Below are 20,337 nucleotides of genomic sequence, written 5' to 3' on the forward strand. Positions count from 1 at the left end.
CCGTGGGCGCCGTGGCGGAGGGTCTTGAGCACGTCTACGACGCACCCGGGCAGGTCGAGTTCGAGCTGGACGGCGAGACGTTCCGGCTCACCGCCTTCAACGGCAAGCGGCCCGGCGCCCTGATGGTGCTCCTCACCGACGCCACCTCGGGCGTGACCACGTACGCCGCGAACCGCTCCCTCCAGATCGACGCCCCCGACGGGGCCGGCCGCGTCACCCTCGACTTCAACCGCGCCACCAACCTCCCCTGCGCCTACACCGACCTCGCGACCTGCCCCCTGCCGCCCACCGAGAACCGGCTGCCGGTAGCGATCGAGGCGGGCGAGAAGATCCCCCTGGAACGCGGCGGCCGCCCCTGATCCGGGCTGAGACGGACAGGCCTCCGGCCGCGCCCCGCCGCTCACCGGCCGAGGCCCGGCCCGCCCGGTGAGCGGTCAGAACACGGCCGGAGGTCTGATACGCTGATCCAGCGACAACGACGCGGCGGAGAAAAATCAAGGCCCCGGTTCGAAGATCGCAAGGAGTGCGAATCCACGACGGGAAATCCCGTTGGGAGCGCACCCCACATGTGCGAGACTCGTGCTCGTACACGCAAGGTCCTGTGGAGCAGTTTGGAGTGCTCGCCACCCTGTCAAGGTGGAGGCCGCGGGTTCAAATCCCGTCAGGACCGCTGCGGCTGGGTAGCTCAGTTGGTACGAGCGTCCGCCTGAAAAGCGGAAGGTCGCCGGTTCGACCCCGGCCCCAGCCACCGCAGCCCGACCAGGGCAAAGCCCCCTCCCGGTCCGTCCGGCAGGGGGCTTCTTCGTTGCCTGTGACACCTACGGCTGACGCCAACGGCGCCGGATCACCGGATCTACGCCAACCGGTCCTCCAGGCGGCCGAGCGCCTTCCGCTGCTCATCGAGCGAGGCGTGAGCGTAGACCTGCATGGTGACGCCATGATCGCTGTGCCCGGCGATCTGCTGGACGACGTGAACGGGGACCCCAAGATCCAGCAGCAGCGTGATGCAGGTGTGGCGGAGATCATGGAAACGCAGATCCAGGCCGAGCCGCTTCCGCACCGGGTCCCAGCTCCGGCGCAGGTTGTCCGGCTCGTACGGGGTCCCGATACGGGACGGGAAGACCAGCCCGTTTTCCTGCCAGGCCATGCCGGCCGTCGCCCGCTCCTGCGCCTGACGCTCCTGGTGGGCGTGGAGCGCGGAGACCGCGAGGGGCGGGAGGGGAATGGTGCGCTCGGAAGAACGCGTCTTGGGCAGGACGAGCCGCAGTTCCCCGGCAACGCGCTGGAGGTTGGTCAGCACGGTGAGGGTGCCCCGCTCCAGGTCCACCGCCGACCAGCGCAGACCCAGCAGCTCGCCGCGCCGCATGCCGAGGAGCAGCGCCAGGACGTAGAGGGCGTGCAGGCGATGATCCCGGAGCTCCTTGAGTACCAGCTTGGCCTGAGCGGGTGAGAGCCCCTTGCCGGTCCGGTAGGAGGGCGCCGGGGTCTTCACGAGCTTGGCGACGTTCCGCATGATCAGCTCCTCGCGGACGGCGTGCTCCAGGGCGTTCCGCAGCACGGCGTGAATCGACTGGACCATGCGGGCCGACAGCTTGCGCTCACAGCAACGGCGGACAGCGCAGCATTGCGGCTTCTCGCGTTCCTTGTCCCAGCCGTGCTTGCAGCATTGGCACTCTTCGCGCACCCGGTTGAGCCAGACCCGGACTTCTTGGGCGCGCAGGTCGCGGAGCTTCTTGCCGCCCAGGCCGGGGACCAGGTGGACGCGGACGACGCTTTCGTAGCCCTGGTACGTCTTGGGCCGCCGGTTCAGCGCGACTTCTTCGGCCAGCCAGTAGGCCAGGTAGTCACCGAGGGTCGAATCGGTGTCGGGCAGGGGCACCCCCTTCTGATCTTGGGACTGGAGATCGATCAGCTTGCGGTGCACCTCGTCCCACGTCTCGCCGTACACGGACTTGCGCTTGCGTATGCCGGACGCCGTGATCACGTACGCCCGACCGTGGTAGCGGCCGTCCTTGCGCTTGGTGATCGTTCCGGCCCCGTTGGGGTTGCGCTTGCGCTGGGATGGCATCAGGCGGCCTCGGCAATCTGGTGGTCGATGAAGTCGCGGAGTGCGGAGGCGGGGACGCGGCGGGCGCGGCCGATCGTGATGGAGGGCAGGCGCCGGGACCGGATCAGGTCGTAGACCGTGGAACGGCCGATCTTGAGCCGGGCCATCACCTCCGGCACGGTGAGCAGTTCGTCAGCCATGGGTTGGTTCTCCTTCCGTTCCGGGAGCGGGGGTGATGGTGGCGGTGAGCCATTCCTCGGCGGGGGTGAGGCCGGTACCGGCGTAGGTCCAGTCGGCGAGTACGAGCGTGGTGCCGCCCTGCTCCAGCTCGACGGCGGCTTGGGCATGTCGCCATGCGGCGCGGGCGTCGCGGAGTGCGCCGAGGGTGGTGGAGTAGCGGCGGGACTTGGTGGAGAAGTGGCCCCGGAAGCCGAGCATGTGAGCCCAGGCACGGAGTCGGAGGTGTTCCAGGTCCTTGCGGGCGCCGAGGGCCCAGGCGGTGCGGACGAGGCGACGGGCGTGCTCGCTGATGTCGAGCTGGGCGACTTCGGCGATGAGCCGTATGGGCCGGTCCAGGGCCCCCGTCGCGGTCTCGGCACCCTTGGTCGCGTACTTGGCGATGTACGCGGCCACGGCCCGGTCAGTCAGCTTCTGGCCGCCGCTGAAGTCGGCGCCCCGGATGGGCCGTACGTCGAGTTCGTCACCGAAGGCGAACGTGTGGGCCCGCCTGTCGATGACCGGCCCGGCAACCTGCGCCTTGGGCGTAGCCGCCTCGATAGCGTCGGCCAGCAGTTCGACCGTGGCCCAGCCCGGAGGCGGAGTGTGGCCGCCGCCGGGGCCGTCAATGCGGATCACGGCATGGAAGTGGACAGCGCCGCGCTTTTGGTACTCGGCCACTTTGGCGAAGGACAGCCGGGCGTGCTCGCGGAAGGTCCGTTGCGTGAGCCCGGCCCGCTTGGCGATCTCCCGCCGCAGGTAGATCGAGAACCGCCGCCACAACAGGCCCGCGTGAGCGTTCCAGAGCACCGCGGATTCGTAGTCGTACCTGTCCGGGGCCAGCGGCGTACCAAGCGCGTCGTCCTCCTGATCGTGGCGGACGCCGCACCGGCACCGACGGACCGTGCCAGCCGGGCCGGTGGGCCGGTTGTGGACGGGGCCGAAGCTGGGCGCGGTGAAGGTGGCGAAGACGCGCGGGTGAGTGGCGACGTCTTCCGGGATGCCCTTGCCGCCACGTAGTCCGGCGGTGATCAGGTGGAAGGTGTCGCGGCGGTAGGTCTCGGCACAGGCCGCACAGCGGGTGACACGGCGGTTGTTGCAGCGGACCAGCAGATGCCCGGCGGGCAGCTCGGCGGAGTTCAGGCGGTGGAGGATGCGGCCGATCTCGCCGGTGTCCCGGTTGAGGTGGTGTTCGGTGCGGTGGCCGTCGAGGCGGATGGGGTTGGTGCAGCCACCGAGGCCGGAGAGTTGGCGGAGCAGTGCGGGCATGGTGCCGAGTGCTGCCAGGCTGCCCAGTTCGGGCAGCGGTGGCGGGGTGGTGCGGGTGATGATGGGTGCTCCTCTTTCGGCTCTTGGGTCGGGAGAGGTTGGGCTGCCGGGGCGGCGGATGCTTGGCGGTATCGAGGCCGTCCCGGCAGTCGTGTGGTGTGGGATCAGCGGCGGCGCTGGCTGTTGAGCAGCGAGCGCATGACGACGGCGGCCACGGCCACGGAAACGGCCGTGACAGCAACAGCGGCGAGCAGAGCCGTCAGGACGATGCCGACCGTGATCACGGCGCCGACCGTTCCGGCGTTGAGCCCGTCCAAGGCCCCGGGTGGGCGAGTTGGAGCGGGCGCGGTGGTGTGCTGGCAGGAGCAGGCCGGGGCGTGAGGGTGCTGGGCCGCCGGGATGGCGGTGGGCACGTGGACGATCGGCGGCGTGGGGGCTTCGGGGTACTTCGGTCGGAACACAGCGATCTCCTCTCAGCTACTCGTCTAGTCGTGTTGCTCGTTGATGGAATCGACGCCGGAGCGCGTACCGGACTCCACGGACGGCGCGATGCCGGTATGGGCGAGCCAGAAGCCGAACAGCGCGATCACGACGGCGACCCACAGACGGACGCCCATGAACTTGATCGCGATCCAGGCGACAGCGCCGAGGACGAGGACCAGGGGCAGGCTGACAATCACAGGCGATCTCCTTTCAGCGGATGGGGCAGCGGTGCGTACGGGCCGCCAGCTCGGCGGCAGCGCGAGTGTCGTAGTCGGCGGAGAAGTCGCAACGGGGAGCGGTGCACACAGCGGTGTGCATCACCCGGCCCCGCTGATCGTTGGCGGTGCCGACCCGGACCGGACCGATACGGATGACGTTGCGGAAGCGGCGGAGCATCGTGGACTCCTTCAGAGACGGGAGGCGATGGCGTCAGCCAGAGGCGCGGGAACGCCGAGGCGGGCGCGCAGGGTCTCGGTGTCGATGGGCGCTCCGGTACGGGCGCGGTGGTCATCGGCGAGCTTGCGCGCGTGAGCGACAAGGGCGGGTGGCAACCTGACCGTTGCCGAACTTGGCGCGGCCAAGTCCTCTATGAGGTCAGCTTGTTCATCGACAGCGGGTTGCGTGTCGGGCACTTCGCCACTGCGGCTATCGTTGGCTTCGCTCCGTGCACTCGGCTGGGTACCTGGCCGAGTGGTGGGGGTTTCGAGTGGATCGGCGACCGCGCCAGCCTGCCACCTCGTGTGGGGGGTCCGCCTTATGGCGGGCGGTCGCCGGTCGCGTTTCTGCGGTGTCGTGCTGCCGTCTCTGTCGCTGAGCCGAACACTCGTGTGGGCAAGGAGCGTTCCGCCGAGGAAGGCCACGGCAGGCCATCCGGCGACGAGGATGCGCAGCCAGGCGGGGACGTCGGCCAGGTCGAGCAGTCCGGCGGTGGCGACGTTCGCCCCGAGCGACGCGACAAGGGCAACGACGAACCAGCACCAGCCCGCCGCCTTGGACGCCCCCGACCGCAGCCGCTTCCAGGCCGCCACGAGCAGCAGGTCGACGGAGACCGGGTAGGCCCACGCCTTCCACCCGTCCTGTCCGGCCGCCGAGGCCAGGTCGTGTAGGTGGGCGAAGGACAGCGCGGCAGCGATGACCGCTTGCACCAGCACCGCGTCAACCCGCGCCAGATGAGCGCGCATGGATGGGAACTCCTTCCGGTTCGGTCAGCCGCCCGCCGTGAGTTCGTCGGCGCGTGCGCGAGCGGTGGCGGCGACCTCAGCGGCCTCGACGTCATCCGGCTGGGCAGCGGCGATGCGCTCCAACAGGTCGGCTTTGCGGTTCATCAACTCGGCGCGGCTCCCGGCCTCGCGTGTGCGGAAGTCGGCCAGGTCGGCCAGGAGCGCGGAGACCTCGGAGATGGTGGGACGAGACACAGGAACTCCCCTTCGGTTTCAGGCATGGCGGGGGTATGGCGGGGGTAGGGACACGGCGCGGGTACGGTCGCGCCAGCCGTCAGGGGGGTGGATTACTCAGCGGCCGGGAGCGGCTTGAGCAGGGACGTCGGAGCGCTCACTGGTACGGCCGGCACATCCGGTCGGAACGGCTCCAGCGCAGGCATGTCCGGCACGAGGTGAGCGGTGTCACGGCACACTTCGGCAGCGTCACCCAGCGATAGGTACGGCGTACGGATACGGGACCAACCACCGGACGTGTCCCCGGCTACTGCGAGACCGGGCCGTTCCGGGGCAATGGCGCAGGCCGCGCCGACCGCTTCGGGGGCGATGTCGCCGAGCGCCATCTTGGCGGAGGCTTCATCGTTCACGCGGTGGCAGACCCGCCCGGTCAGCTGAGCCCGCAGCATCGTGGCACCCTTGCCCAGTTCGGCGCCGAAGCGCTGTCCGCACACCTCTAGGTAGATGCCTGCCGCGCGGCCGAGTTGGGCGAGGCGGATGAGCTGGGTGACCATCTCGTCGCGCCGTTCCTCGTCCTTCCGTGTGGCGACGAGGAACAGCTCGGCCACCTCGTCCACGAGCAGCACTACCGGCACCGGCCGCTCGCTCTCCGGCAGACCCCAGATGTCAGAGGTGATCTCATCGTCCGGGGTGCTGGGCGCGATGCCCTGCCGGGCTTTGATCAGGTCGTACCGGTCCTCCATCAGCCCGACCAGCACAGGCAGCAGCTCCGCCGCCTGCTGAGGATCCGTCGCCAGGGCCGAGAGCCGTGGAGCGAAGGGCGCCAGCTCGACGCCCCGCTTGCAGTCGATCCCGACCAGCGCGACCGGTTGCCGGGCGAGCCCGGCTATCAGGTGTCGCAGGAACATCGACTTGCCCGACAGCGTGGCGCCCAGCGTCAGTTGGTGCGGGATGGCCCGGTAGTCCCGGACGAACGGCGTCGCGTCCTCCCGCAGCGCCACCGGCACCTTCAGGAAGCCACCGCCGGTCTTGCGAGGCATCCGAACCTTCCGCAGCACGTCGAAGCCGATCAGCCGCAGCTCAACCACACCCGGCTTGATCTCCTCCACATACGCGCCGTGAACGCCCCAGGCGTGCCGCAGCCGTTCGGCCGAGGCCGCCACGTCGGCAGGTTCCTGCCCCGGCGCCAGCCGCAACCGGACCCGCAGCCCGGTCGACGTCGGACGGATCAGCCCTCGACGCGGGGGCACCGGTCGCACTTCCCGATGCGTGAGTGCCCGCACCGCCCAGGCCCGCAGCCGCGACGGCGGAACGGTCAGCCCACACGCATCCATCACCGACCCGTACGACCCCAGCAGCCGCGCCGTCGAGATGGGCATCCCAACAGTCGACCAGTAGGCGGCCGGGTGCCAGGCCCGGAGGTAAGCGGCCCCGCCGACCGTAGCGGCGACCGGGCCACCCACCTCCATCAGCGTCATCACGTCAGCCATCAGGCTCAGGCCCCCGCACCCACCGATATGGCGGCCGGGGCGATGGCCTCGGCCCGGAAGGCGATCCCATGACGCTGCTGCCCGTTGAACACGGACTCCCAAGGCCGGGCGATCAGCCCGATCAGCGTGACCGGCGCACCGAGCGCCAGCCCCTCCGTCACACCGCTCTCCGGCACAGTGACCTGAAGCAACGAGGACTCCCCGCCGTCGAGGTAGACGACACCAAGCCGCATCAGCGTCTCACCGCTCTGCACGTCCTTGGCAATCTCGCCAGTCTGCCGGTCCTTCACCTTCGGCTCCGGCGCCTCGGTCAGCAAAACCGTGGCACCAGAGGTCTCAACTCGGATGGAACGCAACTACTTCTCCTAATCTCGCATCCCAACGCACCTACTTGTGTAGATGAGTTGCAGCCTTCGAACCCGAACGAGCGGGAACGAGGACCACCATGCCACACGACTCAGCCACTCGTCTATACGAGTATGTGTCTTCGTGTGTACGAGTCAGAAGAAGCAGCCCGGGGCCACCACGCCCCGGTCACGCGTCAGTTGGCAGGAAGCTGGTAGGCGAGGACGTACGCGTCGGCGGCCATCACGGTGTCGCACACCTCCACCGCCCGCCCCTCAGAGTCGTAGGCAGTCCGAACGAGATGGATCACCGGCACCCCGGAAGCGAGCTGGAGCGTCCGCACCTCCTGCGGGGAGGGCATCCGGGCCCGGATCTCTTCATCGAAGTGGTCCAGGCGGTGCCCCATCTCCTCCAACCGGGCATAGATCCCACCAGGACCAGGGTTCGGCTGCGCGATCGGAGTGTTCCGCGCCAGGTCGAGCGGCAGATACGACGTAGCGAACTCCACCGGCCGCCCATCCAGCAGATACCGCCGCCGCCGAGCCAGCACCTTACGAGGCGAACCCAGCCGGGCAGAGATGTCCGGCGACGGCCGCTCCTCCTTCACCTCGAGGTTGTCCACCTCCGGACGACTGCCCGCCGCTTCCGCCTCCACCGTGAAGGCAGCCTTCCCCTGATCCCGATGCCGCCGCGCGAACCGGTCCGAAGCCAGCCGCCGCACAGGCGGCCGGGGCCGCACGAAGACCCCCTTGCCATGTTCAGACACGGCCAGGCCCTCTTGCTGGAGCAGCGACAAAGCGTTGCGGACGGTCATCCGAGAGACACCGAAGTGATCGACCAGCTCAGTCTCGGAGGGCAGCTTGTCGCCCTCCCGGAACCGCCCCTTGTCGATCGCTTCCCGCAGTGCATCGGCGATCTGCCGGAACACCGCCCGGTCGCTCGTCGGGTCCAATACACCCAGAACAGAGGTCAGAGAAGGCATTCGCACATACTCCTTTAGGTATCTAGACGAGCGGCTGACCAGTGTTGCTACGGTGGAGAGCCTAGCCAGCCGAGAGGGCCGAGGAACGTGAGCACTGAGCGCCCGCACTCCGTGAGCGTCGCCGGAGTCATCGTCGACGACGCGGGCCGCGCGCTGCTGATCAAGCGACGCGACAACGGTAAGTGGGAACCACCCGGCGGCGTGCTCGAACGCGAGGAAACCATCCCCGACGCCTTGCAACGGGAAGTCTTCGAAGAGACCGGCATCAAGATCGCGCTTCCCGCGACTCTCACCGGCGTCTACAAGAACATGACCGGCCTGATCGTCTCCATGGTCTTCCGTTGCGAGGCGATCAACGGCACCCCGACCACCGGAGCGGAGACGCGAGCCCTGCGCTGGGCCACCCGCGAGGAGATCACCGAGCTCGCCGACGAGGCGTACGCGATCCGCGTCCTGGACGCGCTCGACAACACCAGCCCGCCGGCCATCCGCGCCCACGACGGCGTACGACTCATCTAGCACGCACCACGACCCATAGCCCCTACCAGCATGAAGGAACTTGTATGGACGAGTATATGAGTGCTCCGCGAGTTTGGGGCCTGATGTGCCCAGGATCCCGAGAAGAAGTCACCCGCGCCCGCCGCTGGACCCGCGACATCCTCAACAACCACCCCTGCGCAGACGACGCCGAGCTGATCGTCAGCGAACTCGGCAGCAACGCCCTCACCCACACCGCAAGCGGCACCCCCTACGGCACCTTCCAGCTCACGCTGTCCCTCTCCCCGCGCACCGTCGCAATCTCCGTCACCGACGAGGGAGGCCACCCCAAAGAAGTCAGCCCTACGGAGGCCGACGCAGACGACACCCACGGCCGCGGATTAACCATCGTCATGGCACTCGCCCGCCGCCTGGACATCACCGGCAGCCAACACGGCCGCACCATCACCGCCCAACTCGTAGCCCCCGAGCAGGCAGAAGCCACCACATGCTGAGGCCCCTGCTACGCCCCGGCTACTGGTGCGAATGCTGGACCCGTTCACCAGCCACAGGACCCCGCTCGGTCCTACTCGCCTCCATCGAAACCAACAGCCCCAGCGAAGCCACCCGATGGATCCGCGTCACCGTCCGAACCATCGCCTCAGCACTCGACCGAGAAGCAGCCCACGAGGCATGGGACTGGGTCACGCACGGCTACAAGGAAGCCGAAGACACCCTCACCAACGGAGAAGCAACCACGTTCGCCCTCACCCAGCAAGACACCCACATCGAATGGATCCTCCGGCCGGTCATCTTCCTACCCCTCGCCCACCGCGAATCCCGACGTCTCCCGGCATGCGCCGAACAGTTCACCTGCCCCACCACACACAAGATCGCCCGACACCGGACCAACGGCCACTGAGTTACAACCTTCTTTACGGGTTCAAGGCGGCTCGCTCCGCTCGCCGCGCGCGGCCCGGCCCCCGGCCGGGCCTGCGCTCCTGTCTCCGCCCCGCTCCACCCCGGCCGGTGTCCGTACCGCGCGCACAGCAAGCAGCCGCCTGATGTCAGAGAAGGGGTACGTCGTGGCTGGGGCGGTCGGCTCCACGGCTTTAGGCAGCCACTTTGGGGCGAGCCTCTAAGATCATGGCCCCAACGTCGTGCTTTACCGGGCAGGTCCACAGACTGCCCGACGCGCCGGAAGCTTACGGGGCCATGATCACTCGCCCCAAAGCAGCTCCAGCCCAAAGCCGCTCCACCGACCTTATGCTGGCTACCCGACGTCAGCGAAAGGCCTTCGCTAGCGCCGCGACCTTCCTGAAATCGGTAACTTCTTCCGTGGATGAACCCTTCCTAGAAAAAACCCGATCTCCACAATAAGAGAGATCACTTTGGCCGGGAATCCTAACCCTAATGACCGAGAGGCCCTTGTACTCGATCGTGTCGATGCCGCCCATCAGTTGCGTGGCCAAAGGATCACTGATCGGCTGCTCTGAGATCTTCTTTACAAAACGCTGAACGTAAGCCTCAAGTGAGATCTTTAGGATCTTCGCCTCTCTGTCGATGCCCACGACATGGTGAAGCCCAACTTGCACGGGAGTGACAGAGTCGAGCGCTTCAATTCTTTTGGCGTCCGGATCCTTGTCGGCCACTCCGACGAACAGGAAGCCTTCATGGTTTGGCTGCACGTTTGCAATTCCGCAAATGGTTTCAGCCAAACGCAGAAACAGGGCGTCATCCCACTTGCGGCGATCATCCAACCTGAGGACACCTTGCTTGAACTCGTAACGACTAGTCTCAATCCTGGATCGGCGCAGCGAATTTTCGAAATCCAGAGCCAATCCGGGGCCATGCCCGAAGGCTGGGGGCTCCTTGTGGACGAAGTGTCGCTGAATTAGGCCGGTGATTGTATCGATGTTTGAGATTCGGTCTTCTGTCGAGGTATAGTGTCGCGCGCTCTTGAGTCGAGGTCCCACGTTTCTCAGCGCAGCAACGATAGCCGCGCTATCTGCGGGCGACTTCTGCTGGCGAACGATGAGATCGAAGAACGACATAAAAACGGCGTAGAACGGGGTACGAATCGGGTTTCCACTGCTCGGGCGAACCAAGTTCCGGAGACCGTTCAGGCCAGGAACTTCGGAGTCGATCACCTCCGTCAAGATCGAGAAAGTTGACTGGATCTCATCTTGAAGTCGGCGACCCCCGTACGCCGCGAGGCGCGTTTCGATACGCTTATGCTTGTCATTCCCCGTATCGTAAATTTCGTCGAACTCTTCCTTGCTCGCCGGGAAAGGGCTGCCGAGTAAGATGGAGGCAGCAACATCGGCAACCATTTGCTCATCGTCGCCTTCCCTTAGTTGCTTTACGTTGAGAATTCCATGACGGATCCATACCGTGTCTTCTGCGCGCACCCCATATTGCTGCTTTTCCCGAGCAGACTCAATGGAAATACTCGGCATGTCATGCAGTAGGAGCACATCATCCGAAACGTCACCGCGCAAGGAACTTGCAACCGCGCGCACAAGCTCCGAGAACGGGTTGAGCATGCCCGCCTGCCTTTTCTCCTGGGTGCTCAGCTGTCGGCCATTCGAATTAATTCGACTGAAGACGTTAGTAATTTGTCCTTCCGTTCGGGTTGGGAAGATGGTTACGGCTAGCTGATAATCGACCAAGTTTGCGCATTTGTCTGCAGGGAGCAAGTTCTCTGTTTCTGCAGGCTCGAATGCCCCTGCAGTAGCCGCCTGATGAGCCCTGGCGCTCTGGGTCAGGTCAAAGTGCATGCCATTGTAGTCAAACTTTTGTTCGATGAAAGAAAAGATGGCGTCCAGGCGCTGCATCCCATCGATGATCTCGTACTTCCCGCTTCCATGGATCTCCGGCCTCTCAGCGAGAAGGATCAAAGGGATCGGATAGCCGTCCAGGATACTGTCAATTAGAAGTTGCTTCTCGACAACGGACCAAACAAGCTTCCGCTGATACCGTCGATTCACGAGGAGTGAATCGTCCCTGAAGAGCCGATAGGCTTCCGTGACGCTCATACCTCGGGGGGTAATGGAGACGTGACCTTCAGATGACAAAATGCGCTCCTCACGTGTGCGTGTGCAAGTGCGCACAGCTTGGCACGCCTAGACCACCCGTGTCTGAGGTTGCGCAAGGGCTGACAGGGCCGACGCGCGAGGCTGACATCAACGAGCCCGGACGTGAGCGGTGCCGAGTGGCCGCCAGCGGCATGGCCGTACGCTGGTGAGGGCCCCGGACGGCGAGTCCGATCGAAATCCTAAAGCGGTGATCACGCGTCCAAGTCGGTGCTGCTGACGCCAGTCGTGACGCCAACGGCCGCGTACGCCAACGCCAGCAGCGGACGTCGGCGGACCGCCCAGCCAGGCGAAACGCCCCCGGCAGCCGCCGCACCCCGCCTGAATAGCGGAAGGTCGCCGGTTCGACCCCGGCCCCAGCCACCGCAGCCCTCACCAGGGCATACGCCCTCTCCGAAGATCATCGGAGAGGGCGTTTTCGCTTCCCGTGACATCATCTGTGGACTGGCAGCACTGCCCGCTGCAGCACTCCGGGCTCTTGCGCTGCGCGTCCCATTCGTGCTTGCAGCACCGGCACTCGGCCCAGGCCCGTCAGACGCGAGCTACGACATCGTGGAGCTGCTCGGCCCGCTCTGCCATCTGCCCGATCCGGAAGACCGGCGCCGGGCTCTCCAAGAGGCTCAGCGCGTGGTGAAGCCGAGGGACTGGTCGCCGCAGCGGGCATCAACCGGTACGCCTCCCTCTTCGAGCACGTCAGCTAGCCCCTGCGCACCTAACGTCCGCAGACGGCCATTCCCAAGATTCTCCGCACCGCTGTGCAATACGGCAAAGGCTTCACCCTGGCCTGCTTCCACCGCGTGCCGAGGAACTTGCCGACGAACTGGACGGTCAGGCGGGTGACGGTGTGATTCACGCTGATCGTCATGACGACAGAGGGGCTCAGCGTGAGCGGTCCAGTGTCTCGCCCGCAATCTGGTCACGCGCTCCCAACTGTCGATTCCCCTCACTGAGCGGGCAATTCAAGACTTCGCCAAGGTTCCTTCCAAGCCTGGCTGCCACAGTCGTGCCTGACCGAGCCCCTCGCTGGGACAGCCACAGCCGTCTCCGCGACCAATGGAGGTAACCATGCAGATACGCCGCCTTCTGGCCGGCGCCGGCGCCGCCGCAGCCGTCGCACTCGGCCTGTTGGGCACGCCGAGCGCCCAGGCCGCCACCACCGGCGCAGCCGCTGTCACGTGCGGCAACGCGTACTGGCCGCACACCAACGACGATCCCTTCGGCGGCAGAGTGAGCAAGTCCTCCCCCGCCGCCATCCACACCGGACCGTACGGCGACTGCACCACAGTGGACTATGTCTCTCCGAACACCTGGGTCGAGTACGACTGCTACGTCACGAACGACCTCGGCCACACCTGGACGTGGGTCAGAGACGAGAACAACAGGAGCCTCGGCTGGATCTACGACAAGTACCTGGAGGACGGGGGCTCCAACTTCCGCTGCGGCTGAGCCGGGGGGCAGCGGGTGCGGCCCGACGGGTTGCTCCGTCGGGCCGCACCCAGGACCGTCTCTGGACGGTCCGAGGGCGGCCGGCTACGGCCAACAACGACGGCTCGGAAACCCCTCTGTCCGCGACTGAAGCGTAGCTTCGATGCAAGCGTCGGCGGCCACCAGTTTTTTATAGGTATTTTTCGGATGACAGATATTTTGTCATGCTAGCTGCGGCGGAACCCCTCCAGTAGATTCCTGCTGGCGCGCGCACGGGAAGGGCCGTGAAAATCCAGCGGTTGTTTCCCGTTTTCCGTGCGCGATGTCAACGGAAACCCATAGGCGTGAGGGAGATCGTGGCAGTGCGGAGAAGAGCGATGAATCTGATGGCGGCCTTAGTGTGCGCCGGTGCCGTCGTGGTGGGTGCCGGTGCTCCGGCGAATTCCGCGGAGCTCGAGCCGGAAGTTATTCCGATCGATGTCCTTCTGGCCGGATCCTATGCGGATTCGGTCCGGGATGCGATGGGCATCTGGAACAAGTCCGTCCCCGGAATCAAGTTCGTCGAGCAGGACACCCCGGCGGCTTTGCGGGTCAAGGAATACACGACCGCGAACGGCACCGGTTCCCACGCCTTCGTCAACGGCCTGGGCAGGGGCTGGGTCTACCTCGAAACCGGGGATGCTCAGAAGTACAAGCCGTCCCGCATTGTCGTGCATGAACTGGGGCACATTCTGTCGCTCAGCGATCTTGGACCGGGCAGTGTCTGCTCCAAGGTGATGTCCGGCGCCTGGGCCGGCCCCGAGTGCACCAACGATCAGCCGGACGCGGAAGAAGCTGCCGAAGTCGCGGATTTCTTCGCCGCGCACGATGTCGGTGACCCGGTACCGGGCTGGGGCACTCCCTCGGAGGGCTGAACGCGTCGTCCACGTGGCCGGCCGTCTGGTTGGGTCGGCCGCCGAGGTCCACTAAGAGGTTTCCCTGCCGAGGTGGCCACCTTTGCGGCCACCTCTAGGGTGTGCATCCCGAAGGTCTGTCGATCGCCCCGGAGGTGCCATGCCCCTGCAGATGAAGTTGCGTGCGATAACGCTCGATTGCCTTGATCCGCTGGCTTTGGCGACGTTCTATCAGCAAGCCACGGGCCTCGAACCGCACCCGAAATCCGACGCCGACTTCGCCGGTCTCACCTGTGAGGACGGCCTCTTCATCGGATTCCAACGGGTCGACGACTATCGCGCTCCCAGCTGGCCCGAACAGAGCATTCCCCAGCAGTTCCACCTTGACTTCGCCGTTGACGACCTGGATGAGGCCGAGGCGCGACTGCTGGAGCTGGGCGCGGGCAAACCGGATCACCAGCCACATGACAGGTGGCGGGTCCTCACTGACCCGGCTGGTCACCCATTCTGCCTGGTCAGGGGCTGATCGCCCCTGCTGACAGAGCATCTCCCCCGAGGCCGGGGCGGCGCCTACGGCACCACCCGTTGGTACAGCCGGTGCATCAGGAGGGGGCTTCGTCGTTGTCCGGGGAGGGCGTCGGAATCACCGCGTTGAGCGCGACAGCGGCGCGTTAGCCATGGGTTAGCCGATCGGCAGCGGCGGCGAACAGGGTTGTCCCCAGGACGCGGAACGCACCGTGGACAACGCACCGCGCCCTCGGCCCACACTCCAACCATCCCTGGGGGGATCCCATGTCGCGCACGACCGTTCTCCGCCGCACCCGCACCGTCGCCGTCGCCTCGCTGATCGCCGCTGCCGCGTTCTCGCTCACGGCCTGTGGAGGCGGCGAATCCGACAGCGACGCCAAGGGGGGCTCGCCCTCGGCGACCGCGAACGGCACGTCGGGGGGGTCCGAGGGTTCCACCGGGGGCTCCGGCGAGGACGTCGACACCAAGGCGGGCAGCGCCTCGGGCGGCTCCTCGTCGGCGAGCCGCTGCACCAGCGATCACCTGGACGCCGCGTGGTCGAACTTCGAGGGCGGTCCGGACATGGAGTACGACGGGCAGCAGACCGCCCGGGTGGTGCTGAAGAACACCGGCAGCACCGACTGCACCATGGTCGGCTTCCCGGGTGTCCAGCTCCAGACCGAGCACGGCGAGACCTGGGACCTGCGGCGCACCGGCGACAAGCCGAAGCCGGTCCGGGTCGACGCCGGCGGGCGGGTCAGCTTCGACATCACCTTCCTGGCGTCGACCCGCGACGACGACAAGAAGTTCGCGCCGGACCAGGTCGTGATCACCCCGCCGAACGAGCGCAGGAACCTGTCGCTGCAGTGGCCGTACGGCGGCGCGCTGCTGGACCAGTCGGGCGCCACCCACCCGGGGACCTTCGTCGGCCCGGTCAGCGCGCCGGAGTGAGCCTCGGGGCGGACGGCCGGCCCCGGCCACCGCCGCCCCCACCAGGGCACAGCCCCCTCCCGGGCCAATCCGGAGGGGGCTTCTTCATTGCCTGCGACGCCCACGGGGGCGCACATGTCCCGCATGAACGATCAGACGTAGGCGCAGATGGCGAAGACGCTGATGCCCACGTTGTCGGCGGTGGTCTGGCGCCCCAGCCCGATCCAGCCCCGCGCGTCATTGGTGGGGAAGCTGCCGACGAGGATGGCGCTGTCGCCCCGGGCCTCGGCACCGCCGCCGATGACCTTCTTCCCCGGCGGGCAGTACACCGTGCGCCGCTGGAAGTTCGGGACGTTCTCATTGGGCAGGGTGACCACCTCGTAGCCGGGCACGCCCTCGCCGGGGCGGGGGGCTTCATGGGAGGCGGCCGCCTCGGAGCTCTGGGAACCGGTCGTCTCGTGGCTCTGGGAAGCGGTCGTCTCGTGGCTCTGGGAGGCCGTCGACTCGGGGCTCTGGGAGGCCGTCGACTCGGGGCTCTGGGAGGCCGTCGACTCGTGGCTGACGGAACCGGTCGCCTCTGAGTCTTGGGACTCGGTTCCCTCCGAACCTTGCGACATGGTCGCCTCGGAGCCTTGGAGCATGGTCGCCTCGGAGCCTTGGGCCATGGGCACCTCGGCGCTGTACGAGCCGGTCGTCTGGTCGTCGCCGTCTTGTGTCGCCGACGCGACGCCCGGCGTCAGCGCCATGGTCAATGCCGCGGCAGCGATGACGAGCCTTCCACGCATGTGTGTCTTCCCTTCGTCACGGGCCCCTGGACGGGACCGACACCGTGAAGGCGTGACCAGGCGAAGCGGAGAGTAAGGCGTGAAAGTATGCAAATCCCACGAACGTGGGACGCGTGAGAGGCGTACGGGTGCAGCTCTCCTGAGTGACGGAAAGCCGCCGGTTCGCGCCCTGTCCCGGTGAGCGGAACGCCGTCATTCCCGCCACGAGAATCAGCGGCGAACAATCCCCCAACACACCCGAGCCGCAGGTCATGATCCCATCCGAAGCGGCCATTGGAGAGCCGACATGGCAGACGTGAGGGGCAACCCGCGCGAAGTACGCAAGGCAGCGATCGCAAGTTTGTTCGGTAGCGCATTGGAGTGGTACGACTTCTTCCTCTACGGCACGGCCGCCGCGCTCGTCTTCAACTCCCTCTTCTTCCCGACCTTCGATCCGCTGGTGGGAACGATCGCCGCCTTCGGCACCAACGCGGTGGGATTCCTCGCCCGGCCACTGGGCGGCATCATCTTCGGGCACTTCGGTGACCGGATCGGCCGTAAGTCGATGCTGGTGACCACCCTGGTGATCATGGGCGTCGCGACCTGTCTGATCGGTCTGTTGCCCACCTACGCCACCATCGGGGCCTGGGCACCGGTGCTGCTGATAACGCTGCGGATCGTGCAGGGCATCGCCGTCGGCGGCGAGTGGGGCGGCGGGGTGCTGATCGTCAGCGAACACGCGCCGAGCCACCGCCGCGGCTTCTACTCGGCCTGGAGCCAGACCGGTGTGGGGCTCGGGTTCGTCCTCTCCGCATCCGCCTACGCACTCGCCCAGGCCGTGACCACCAAGGAGTCCTTCCTCGCCTGGGGATGGCGCGTTCCGTTCGTGGTCGGCATCCTGCTCACCGCGGTCGGACTGCTGATCCGGCTCCGGATCATGGAGACACCCGCGTTCCGGGAGGCGACGTCGGAGCCGGAGAAGGAGTCCAAGCCGCCGCTCCTCGACGTCATCCGCACCCACCCCAAGTCGATACTGATCGCCTTCGGGGCGCGGGTCGCCGAAACCGGTGCGAGCTATCTCTTCCTCACCTTCAGCCTCTCCTACGCCGCCGAGGTCGGGGTGGGCAAGGGGGTGGTGCTGGCCGCGCTCGTAGTGGGGATGCTGTTCGAGTCGTTCGCGATGCCGATGTTCGGGGCGCTCTCCGACCGCGTCGGACGCCGACCGGTGTATATCGGGGGCGCCATCGCGGTGATCGTCTGGGCCTATCCGTTCTTCGCGTTGTTCGACACGCGCAATCCGGTGCTGATCTTCGTGGCGATCTTCGTGGCGGTCGTGGTCGGCCATGGGGCGATGATCGGCACCCAGCCGGCGTTCTTCACCGAACTCTTCGCCAGCCGGGTGGCCTACAGCGGGCTCGCCCTGGGGCATGAGCTGGCGTCGATGATCGTCGGCGGGTTCTCCCCCATCGTCGCCACCGCGCTGCTCGCGTGGGCGGGTGCGTCCTGGCCGATCGCGCTGTTCCTCATCGGCATGGGCGCGGTCACGGTCTTCGCCGTGGCGGCCGCCCCCGAGACCAACCCGGCCGTCCGCAAGGACCGCAAGGCTCCGGAGGACCCGGAGGACCCGGAGGACCCGGAGGAGGCCGAGGTGAAGTCCCAGACCGTCTGACGGGCCCGTCGGCCTCGTTCCCGTATCGCTGCCTGGGTGTGCCGCACCCAGGCGGCGCGCGTCCTGGTTGACCCCCGCTGACCTGCGCAGACTGGGTCGGGATTCGGGTCGAGACGCGGGTCGAATCCCGGGTCGGGAACGAGACGAGGAATGGAGCACCCATGTCTGGACGTCTGCACGGCAAAGTCGCCCTGATCACCGGAGCGACGGGAGGGATCGGCGCGGCGACCGCCGAACTCTTCGCACGGGAGGGAGCACGGCTGCTCCTCACCGACGTGGCCCCGGAGCCCCTGAAGGCTCTGGAGGAACGGATCGAGGAGTTCAGCGACAGCGACGTGGCCTCGGCCACGCTGGACGTCGCCTCGGCGGAGGCGTGGGGCGATGTGATCGCCACCGTACGGGAGCGCTTCGGTCGCCTGGACGTGCTGGTCAACATCGCGGGGATCCTGGACTGGCCGGGCATCGAGGGCACCGACGAGGCGTCCTGGGACCGCGTGATCGAGGTGAACCAGAAGGGCACCTGGCTGGGGATGAAGGCGGCCATGCCGCTGCTGCGCGCCAGCGGTAGCGGGTCGGTGATCAACACTTCCTCGGTGCTGGGGCTGGTGGGCAGCGGTGCGGCGGCCGCGTACCAGGCGTCGAAGGGTGCCGTCCGGTTGCTGTCGAAAACCGCGGCGGTCGAGTACGCGCGCGACAACGTCCGGGTCAACTCGGTGCATCCGGGGGTGATCGCGACGCCGATGATCCAGGACCTCCTGGACGAGCAGGGCGATCGGCAGCCGGACATCGTGCGGACGCCGATGGCCCGCGCGGGCCGGGCGGACGAGATCGCACCGGCGATGCTGTTCCTCGCCAGCGACGAGTCGTCATTCGTCACCGGCTCGGAGCTCGTGGTCGACGGTGGGCTCACCGCGCACTGACGACCGCCGCGTCTCGTACGACGGAATTGTCCGTTCCCGCCGTACGCTGGGCGGATGACGCGGCTGATCGTGGCGGGCGGAGGAGGCGGGGACGCCGTTGCCGCCGCGGTGCTCGACCGGACTCTGTACGGGCGCGGGACGGCCGAGGACGGGGCGGTGGTCCTGACGTACGCCTGGGACCGGCTGCTCGTCGACCCCGTCCCCGGGCCCCGGGCGGCGGCCGACTTCACCGGTCTGCGGGCGCTGACGCCGAGCGTGTACGCCGTGCCCGAGGGCGCGAAGCCCGTGGCGCCGGCCGGGTCCACACTGCCCCGTCTGGCCGCCGAGTTGCCGCACACCTTCGCCCTGCTCGACCCCCACCACGGCGTGGAGGGCATGGTCCGGCAATTGGAGGAGCTGATCGAGCACCTGGCCCCGGCGTCGATCGACCTGCTGGACGTGGGCGGCGACATCCTCGCGCACGGCGATGAGCCGACGCTGCGGAGCCCGCTCGGGGACGCGCTGTCGCTGGCCGCATGTGCGCAGGTGAACGCGGAGATCCGGCTGCTGGTCGCCGGGCCCGGGCTGGACGGGGAGCTTCCGGTGGAGGTGCTGCACGAACGGCTGGAGCGGGTGGTCCATACGCTGACCGCAGACGATGTCGCACCCATCGGCTCCGTCATGGAGTGGCATCCGTCGGAGGCCACCGGCATGCTCACGGCCGCGGCGCGGGGGGTGCGCGGGCTGTGCGAGGTACGGGACGCGGGGCTCACCATTCCCCTGACGAACGACGGGGCCGTGGTCCATGAGGCGGATCTCGACACCGCGTTCCGCCGGAACCGGCTGGCCGGGGCCATCGCCGACACGACCCGACTCGCCGAGGCCGAGCGGCACTGCCGGGAGATCTGCGGCTACTCGGAGATCGACTACGAGCGGGAGAAGGCCGCGCGGTTCGGGGCGGCGCCCGAGGGTCCGTTCCGGCCCAGGGCCGTACTCGCCGGGGTCGCCCGCTTCGCGGAGGAGGCCCGCGCCCGCGGGGTCAGCCACACCACCTTCCGCCGCCTCACCGAGTTTCTCGGGCTGAGCGGGGTCCAACGCGCCGATCTGCGGGCCCTGCTGATCGGGACTCAGCCCGAGCGGTACGACGCCCCGCTGTGGCGGCTGTGATCCCCCGGATGGGGTATAGTTGATCTCGCAACGCCGCCCCGGAGGGCGGGAGTTGATGCGTCGGTCGTCTAAGGAAAGATACTCGTCTCCAAACGAGGGATGTAGGTGCAAGGCCTGCTCGGCGCTCCATAGAGAAGTCCCTCCCCTGATCGCAGGGGAGGGACTTTTTCGTGTGTCCGCCTGCCGGGGTGTCCGGCGGACCACGCGGCGGAGCCGCATATTGGGGTTCCGCCCCTGGACCCCGGGGCCCGGGGCGGAGCCCCACCACGCGGCGGAGCCGCATAT

General features: G+C 67.3%; 24 protein-coding genes and 2 tRNA genes. 13 read left to right on the forward strand and 13 right to left on the reverse strand.

All coding sequences use genetic code 11. The annotated features are described in order from the left end of the window. The 3 genes from GWI24_RS19530 to GWI24_RS19540 all read left to right on the forward strand — a co-directional run. Window positions 1-359, forward strand: a 359-nt coding sequence (locus GWI24_RS19530; protein WP_210947212.1) for a DUF1684 domain-containing protein, incomplete at its 5' end; no start/stop codon positions are given. Window positions 360-595: 236 nt separating this feature from the next. After that, window positions 596-670, forward strand: a tRNA-Asp gene (locus tag GWI24_RS19535). Between the two features lie 4 nt (window positions 671-674). Further along, window positions 675-748 (forward strand) — tRNA-Phe (locus GWI24_RS19540). Between the two features lie 105 nt (window positions 749-853). Here GWI24_RS19540 and GWI24_RS19545 read toward each other — a convergent pair. The 11 genes from GWI24_RS19545 to GWI24_RS19595 all read right to left on the reverse strand — a co-directional run bounded on the left by GWI24_RS19545 (window position 854) and on the right by GWI24_RS19595 (window position 8,226). After that, window positions 854-2,068 carry a site-specific integrase gene (locus tag GWI24_RS19545; protein ID WP_210947213.1) on the reverse strand — a complete coding sequence of 405 codons (1,215 nt, stop codon included), beginning with the start codon at window positions 2,066-2,068 and terminating at the stop codon, window positions 854-856. Beyond that, window positions 2,068-2,247, reverse strand: coding sequence for a helix-turn-helix domain-containing protein (locus GWI24_RS19550; RefSeq protein WP_210947214.1), 180 nt, complete (start codon window positions 2,245-2,247; stop codon window positions 2,068-2,070). Before GWI24_RS19550 ends, GWI24_RS19545 begins: the two co-directional genes overlap by 1 nt. After that, the gene (locus tag GWI24_RS19555) at window positions 2,240-3,532 is read right to left on the reverse strand and encodes a replication initiator (RefSeq protein WP_210947215.1); all 1,293 of its coding nucleotides are present in this window, start codon (window positions 3,530-3,532) and stop codon (window positions 2,240-2,242) included. The genes GWI24_RS19550 and GWI24_RS19555 overlap by 8 nt, the downstream gene beginning before the upstream one ends. A 164-nt stretch (window positions 3,533-3,696) precedes the next feature. Continuing rightward, window positions 3,697-3,993 carry a hypothetical protein gene (locus GWI24_RS19560; RefSeq protein WP_210947216.1) on the reverse strand — a complete coding sequence of 99 codons (297 nt, stop codon included), beginning with the start codon at window positions 3,991-3,993 and terminating at the stop codon, window positions 3,697-3,699. A gap of 24 nt (window positions 3,994-4,017) precedes the next feature. Beyond that, window positions 4,018-4,212: a hypothetical protein gene (locus GWI24_RS19565; protein ID WP_210947217.1), complete on the reverse strand. Its 195-nt coding sequence runs from the start codon at window positions 4,210-4,212 to the stop codon at window positions 4,018-4,020. A 13-nt stretch (window positions 4,213-4,225) separates the two neighbouring features. After that, entirely contained in the window at window positions 4,226-4,411 is a 186-nt protein-coding gene (locus GWI24_RS19570) for a mobile element transfer protein (RefSeq protein ID WP_210947218.1), read from the reverse strand. 11 nt (window positions 4,412-4,422) lie between these two features. Continuing rightward, window positions 4,423-5,196, reverse strand: coding sequence for a DUF2637 domain-containing protein (locus GWI24_RS19575; protein ID WP_210947219.1), 774 nt, complete (start codon window positions 5,194-5,196; stop codon window positions 4,423-4,425). Between the two features lie 24 nt (window positions 5,197-5,220). Continuing rightward, entirely contained in the window at window positions 5,221-5,430 is a 210-nt protein-coding gene (locus tag GWI24_RS19580) for a hypothetical protein (RefSeq protein ID WP_210947220.1), read from the reverse strand. A gap of 92 nt (window positions 5,431-5,522) precedes the next feature. Beyond that, the gene (locus GWI24_RS19585; RefSeq protein ID WP_210947221.1) at window positions 5,523-6,899 is read right to left on the reverse strand and encodes an FtsK/SpoIIIE domain-containing protein; all 1,377 of its coding nucleotides are present in this window, start codon (window positions 6,897-6,899) and stop codon (window positions 5,523-5,525) included. Window positions 6,900-6,904: 5 nt separating this feature from the next. After that, entirely contained in the window at window positions 6,905-7,255 is a 351-nt protein-coding gene (locus GWI24_RS19590) for a hypothetical protein (RefSeq protein ID WP_210947222.1), read from the reverse strand. 185 nt (window positions 7,256-7,440) lie between these two features. Then, the gene (locus GWI24_RS19595) at window positions 7,441-8,226 is read right to left on the reverse strand and encodes a GntR family transcriptional regulator (protein WP_100806676.1); all 786 of its coding nucleotides are present in this window, start codon (window positions 8,224-8,226) and stop codon (window positions 7,441-7,443) included. Between the two features lie 111 nt (window positions 8,227-8,337). Between GWI24_RS19595 and GWI24_RS19600 the strand changes: the two genes are divergently transcribed. From GWI24_RS19600 to GWI24_RS19610, 3 genes are read left to right on the forward strand one after another with little or no spacing between them, the layout of a single operon-like run. Beyond that, window positions 8,338-8,745 carry an NUDIX hydrolase gene (locus tag GWI24_RS19600; RefSeq protein ID WP_210947232.1) on the forward strand — a complete coding sequence of 136 codons (408 nt, stop codon included), beginning with the start codon at window positions 8,338-8,340 and terminating at the stop codon, window positions 8,743-8,745. Window positions 8,746-8,789: 44 nt separating this feature from the next. Continuing rightward, window positions 8,790-9,218 (forward strand): ATP-binding protein, encoded by a 429-nt coding sequence (locus tag GWI24_RS19605; RefSeq protein WP_210947223.1) that lies wholly within the window; start codon window positions 8,790-8,792, stop codon window positions 9,216-9,218. Then, on the forward strand, window positions 9,212-9,625 hold the full coding sequence (locus GWI24_RS19610; RefSeq protein ID WP_210947224.1) for a hypothetical protein: 414 nt from the start codon (window positions 9,212-9,214) through the stop codon (window positions 9,623-9,625). The genes GWI24_RS19605 and GWI24_RS19610 overlap by 7 nt, the downstream gene beginning before the upstream one ends. Window positions 9,626-9,986: 361 nt before the next feature. On the opposite strand, the gene GWI24_RS19615 is transcribed toward GWI24_RS19610, so the two are convergent. After that, window positions 9,987-11,741 (reverse strand): DUF262 domain-containing protein, encoded by a 1,755-nt coding sequence (locus GWI24_RS19615; RefSeq protein ID WP_210947225.1) that lies wholly within the window; start codon window positions 11,739-11,741, stop codon window positions 9,987-9,989. Window positions 11,742-12,863: 1,122 nt separating this feature from the next. Here GWI24_RS19615 and GWI24_RS19620 point away from each other — a divergent pair. The 4 genes from GWI24_RS19620 to GWI24_RS19635 all read left to right on the forward strand — a co-directional run bounded on the left by GWI24_RS19620 (window position 12,864) and on the right by GWI24_RS19635 (window position 15,574). Next, entirely contained in the window at window positions 12,864-13,244 is a 381-nt protein-coding gene (locus GWI24_RS19620) for a hypothetical protein (protein ID WP_210947226.1), read from the forward strand. A 356-nt stretch (window positions 13,245-13,600) separates the two neighbouring features. Then, window positions 13,601-14,137, forward strand: a complete 537-nt coding sequence (locus tag GWI24_RS19625) for a snapalysin family zinc-dependent metalloprotease (RefSeq protein WP_247616599.1) — start codon at window positions 13,601-13,603, stop codon at window positions 14,135-14,137. A 139-nt stretch (window positions 14,138-14,276) separates the two neighbouring features. After that, window positions 14,277-14,642 (forward strand): VOC family protein, encoded by a 366-nt coding sequence (locus GWI24_RS19630; RefSeq protein ID WP_210947227.1) that lies wholly within the window; start codon window positions 14,277-14,279, stop codon window positions 14,640-14,642. A 266-nt stretch (window positions 14,643-14,908) separates the two neighbouring features. Then, window positions 14,909-15,574 (forward strand): DUF4232 domain-containing protein, encoded by a 666-nt coding sequence (locus GWI24_RS19635; protein WP_210947228.1) that lies wholly within the window; start codon window positions 14,909-14,911, stop codon window positions 15,572-15,574. A 131-nt stretch (window positions 15,575-15,705) separates the two neighbouring features. Here the strand turns inward: GWI24_RS19635 and GWI24_RS45345 are convergent, their stop codons facing one another. After that, window positions 15,706-16,338, reverse strand: a complete 633-nt coding sequence (locus tag GWI24_RS45345; RefSeq protein ID WP_247616600.1) for a hypothetical protein — start codon at window positions 16,336-16,338, stop codon at window positions 15,706-15,708. Window positions 16,339-16,624: 286 nt separating this feature from the next. Between GWI24_RS45345 and GWI24_RS19645 the strand changes: the two genes are divergently transcribed. From GWI24_RS19645 to GWI24_RS19655, 3 genes are all read left to right on the forward strand, one after another. Then, the gene (locus tag GWI24_RS19645; protein WP_210947229.1) at window positions 16,625-17,986 is read left to right on the forward strand and encodes an MFS transporter; all 1,362 of its coding nucleotides are present in this window, start codon (window positions 16,625-16,627) and stop codon (window positions 17,984-17,986) included. Between the two features lie 161 nt (window positions 17,987-18,147). Continuing rightward, window positions 18,148-18,906: an SDR family NAD(P)-dependent oxidoreductase gene (locus tag GWI24_RS19650; protein ID WP_210947230.1), complete on the forward strand. Its 759-nt coding sequence runs from the start codon at window positions 18,148-18,150 to the stop codon at window positions 18,904-18,906. A 54-nt stretch (window positions 18,907-18,960) separates the two neighbouring features. After that, on the forward strand, window positions 18,961-20,052 hold the full coding sequence (locus GWI24_RS19655) for a DUF1152 domain-containing protein (RefSeq protein WP_210947231.1): 1,092 nt from the start codon (window positions 18,961-18,963) through the stop codon (window positions 20,050-20,052). Window positions 20,053-20,337 lie beyond the last annotated feature (285 nt).

It is taken from the genome of Streptomyces sp. MK37H (assembly GCF_018035285.1).
GTDB lineage: Bacteria > Actinomycetota > Actinomycetes > Streptomycetales > Streptomycetaceae > Streptomyces > Streptomyces endocoffeicus.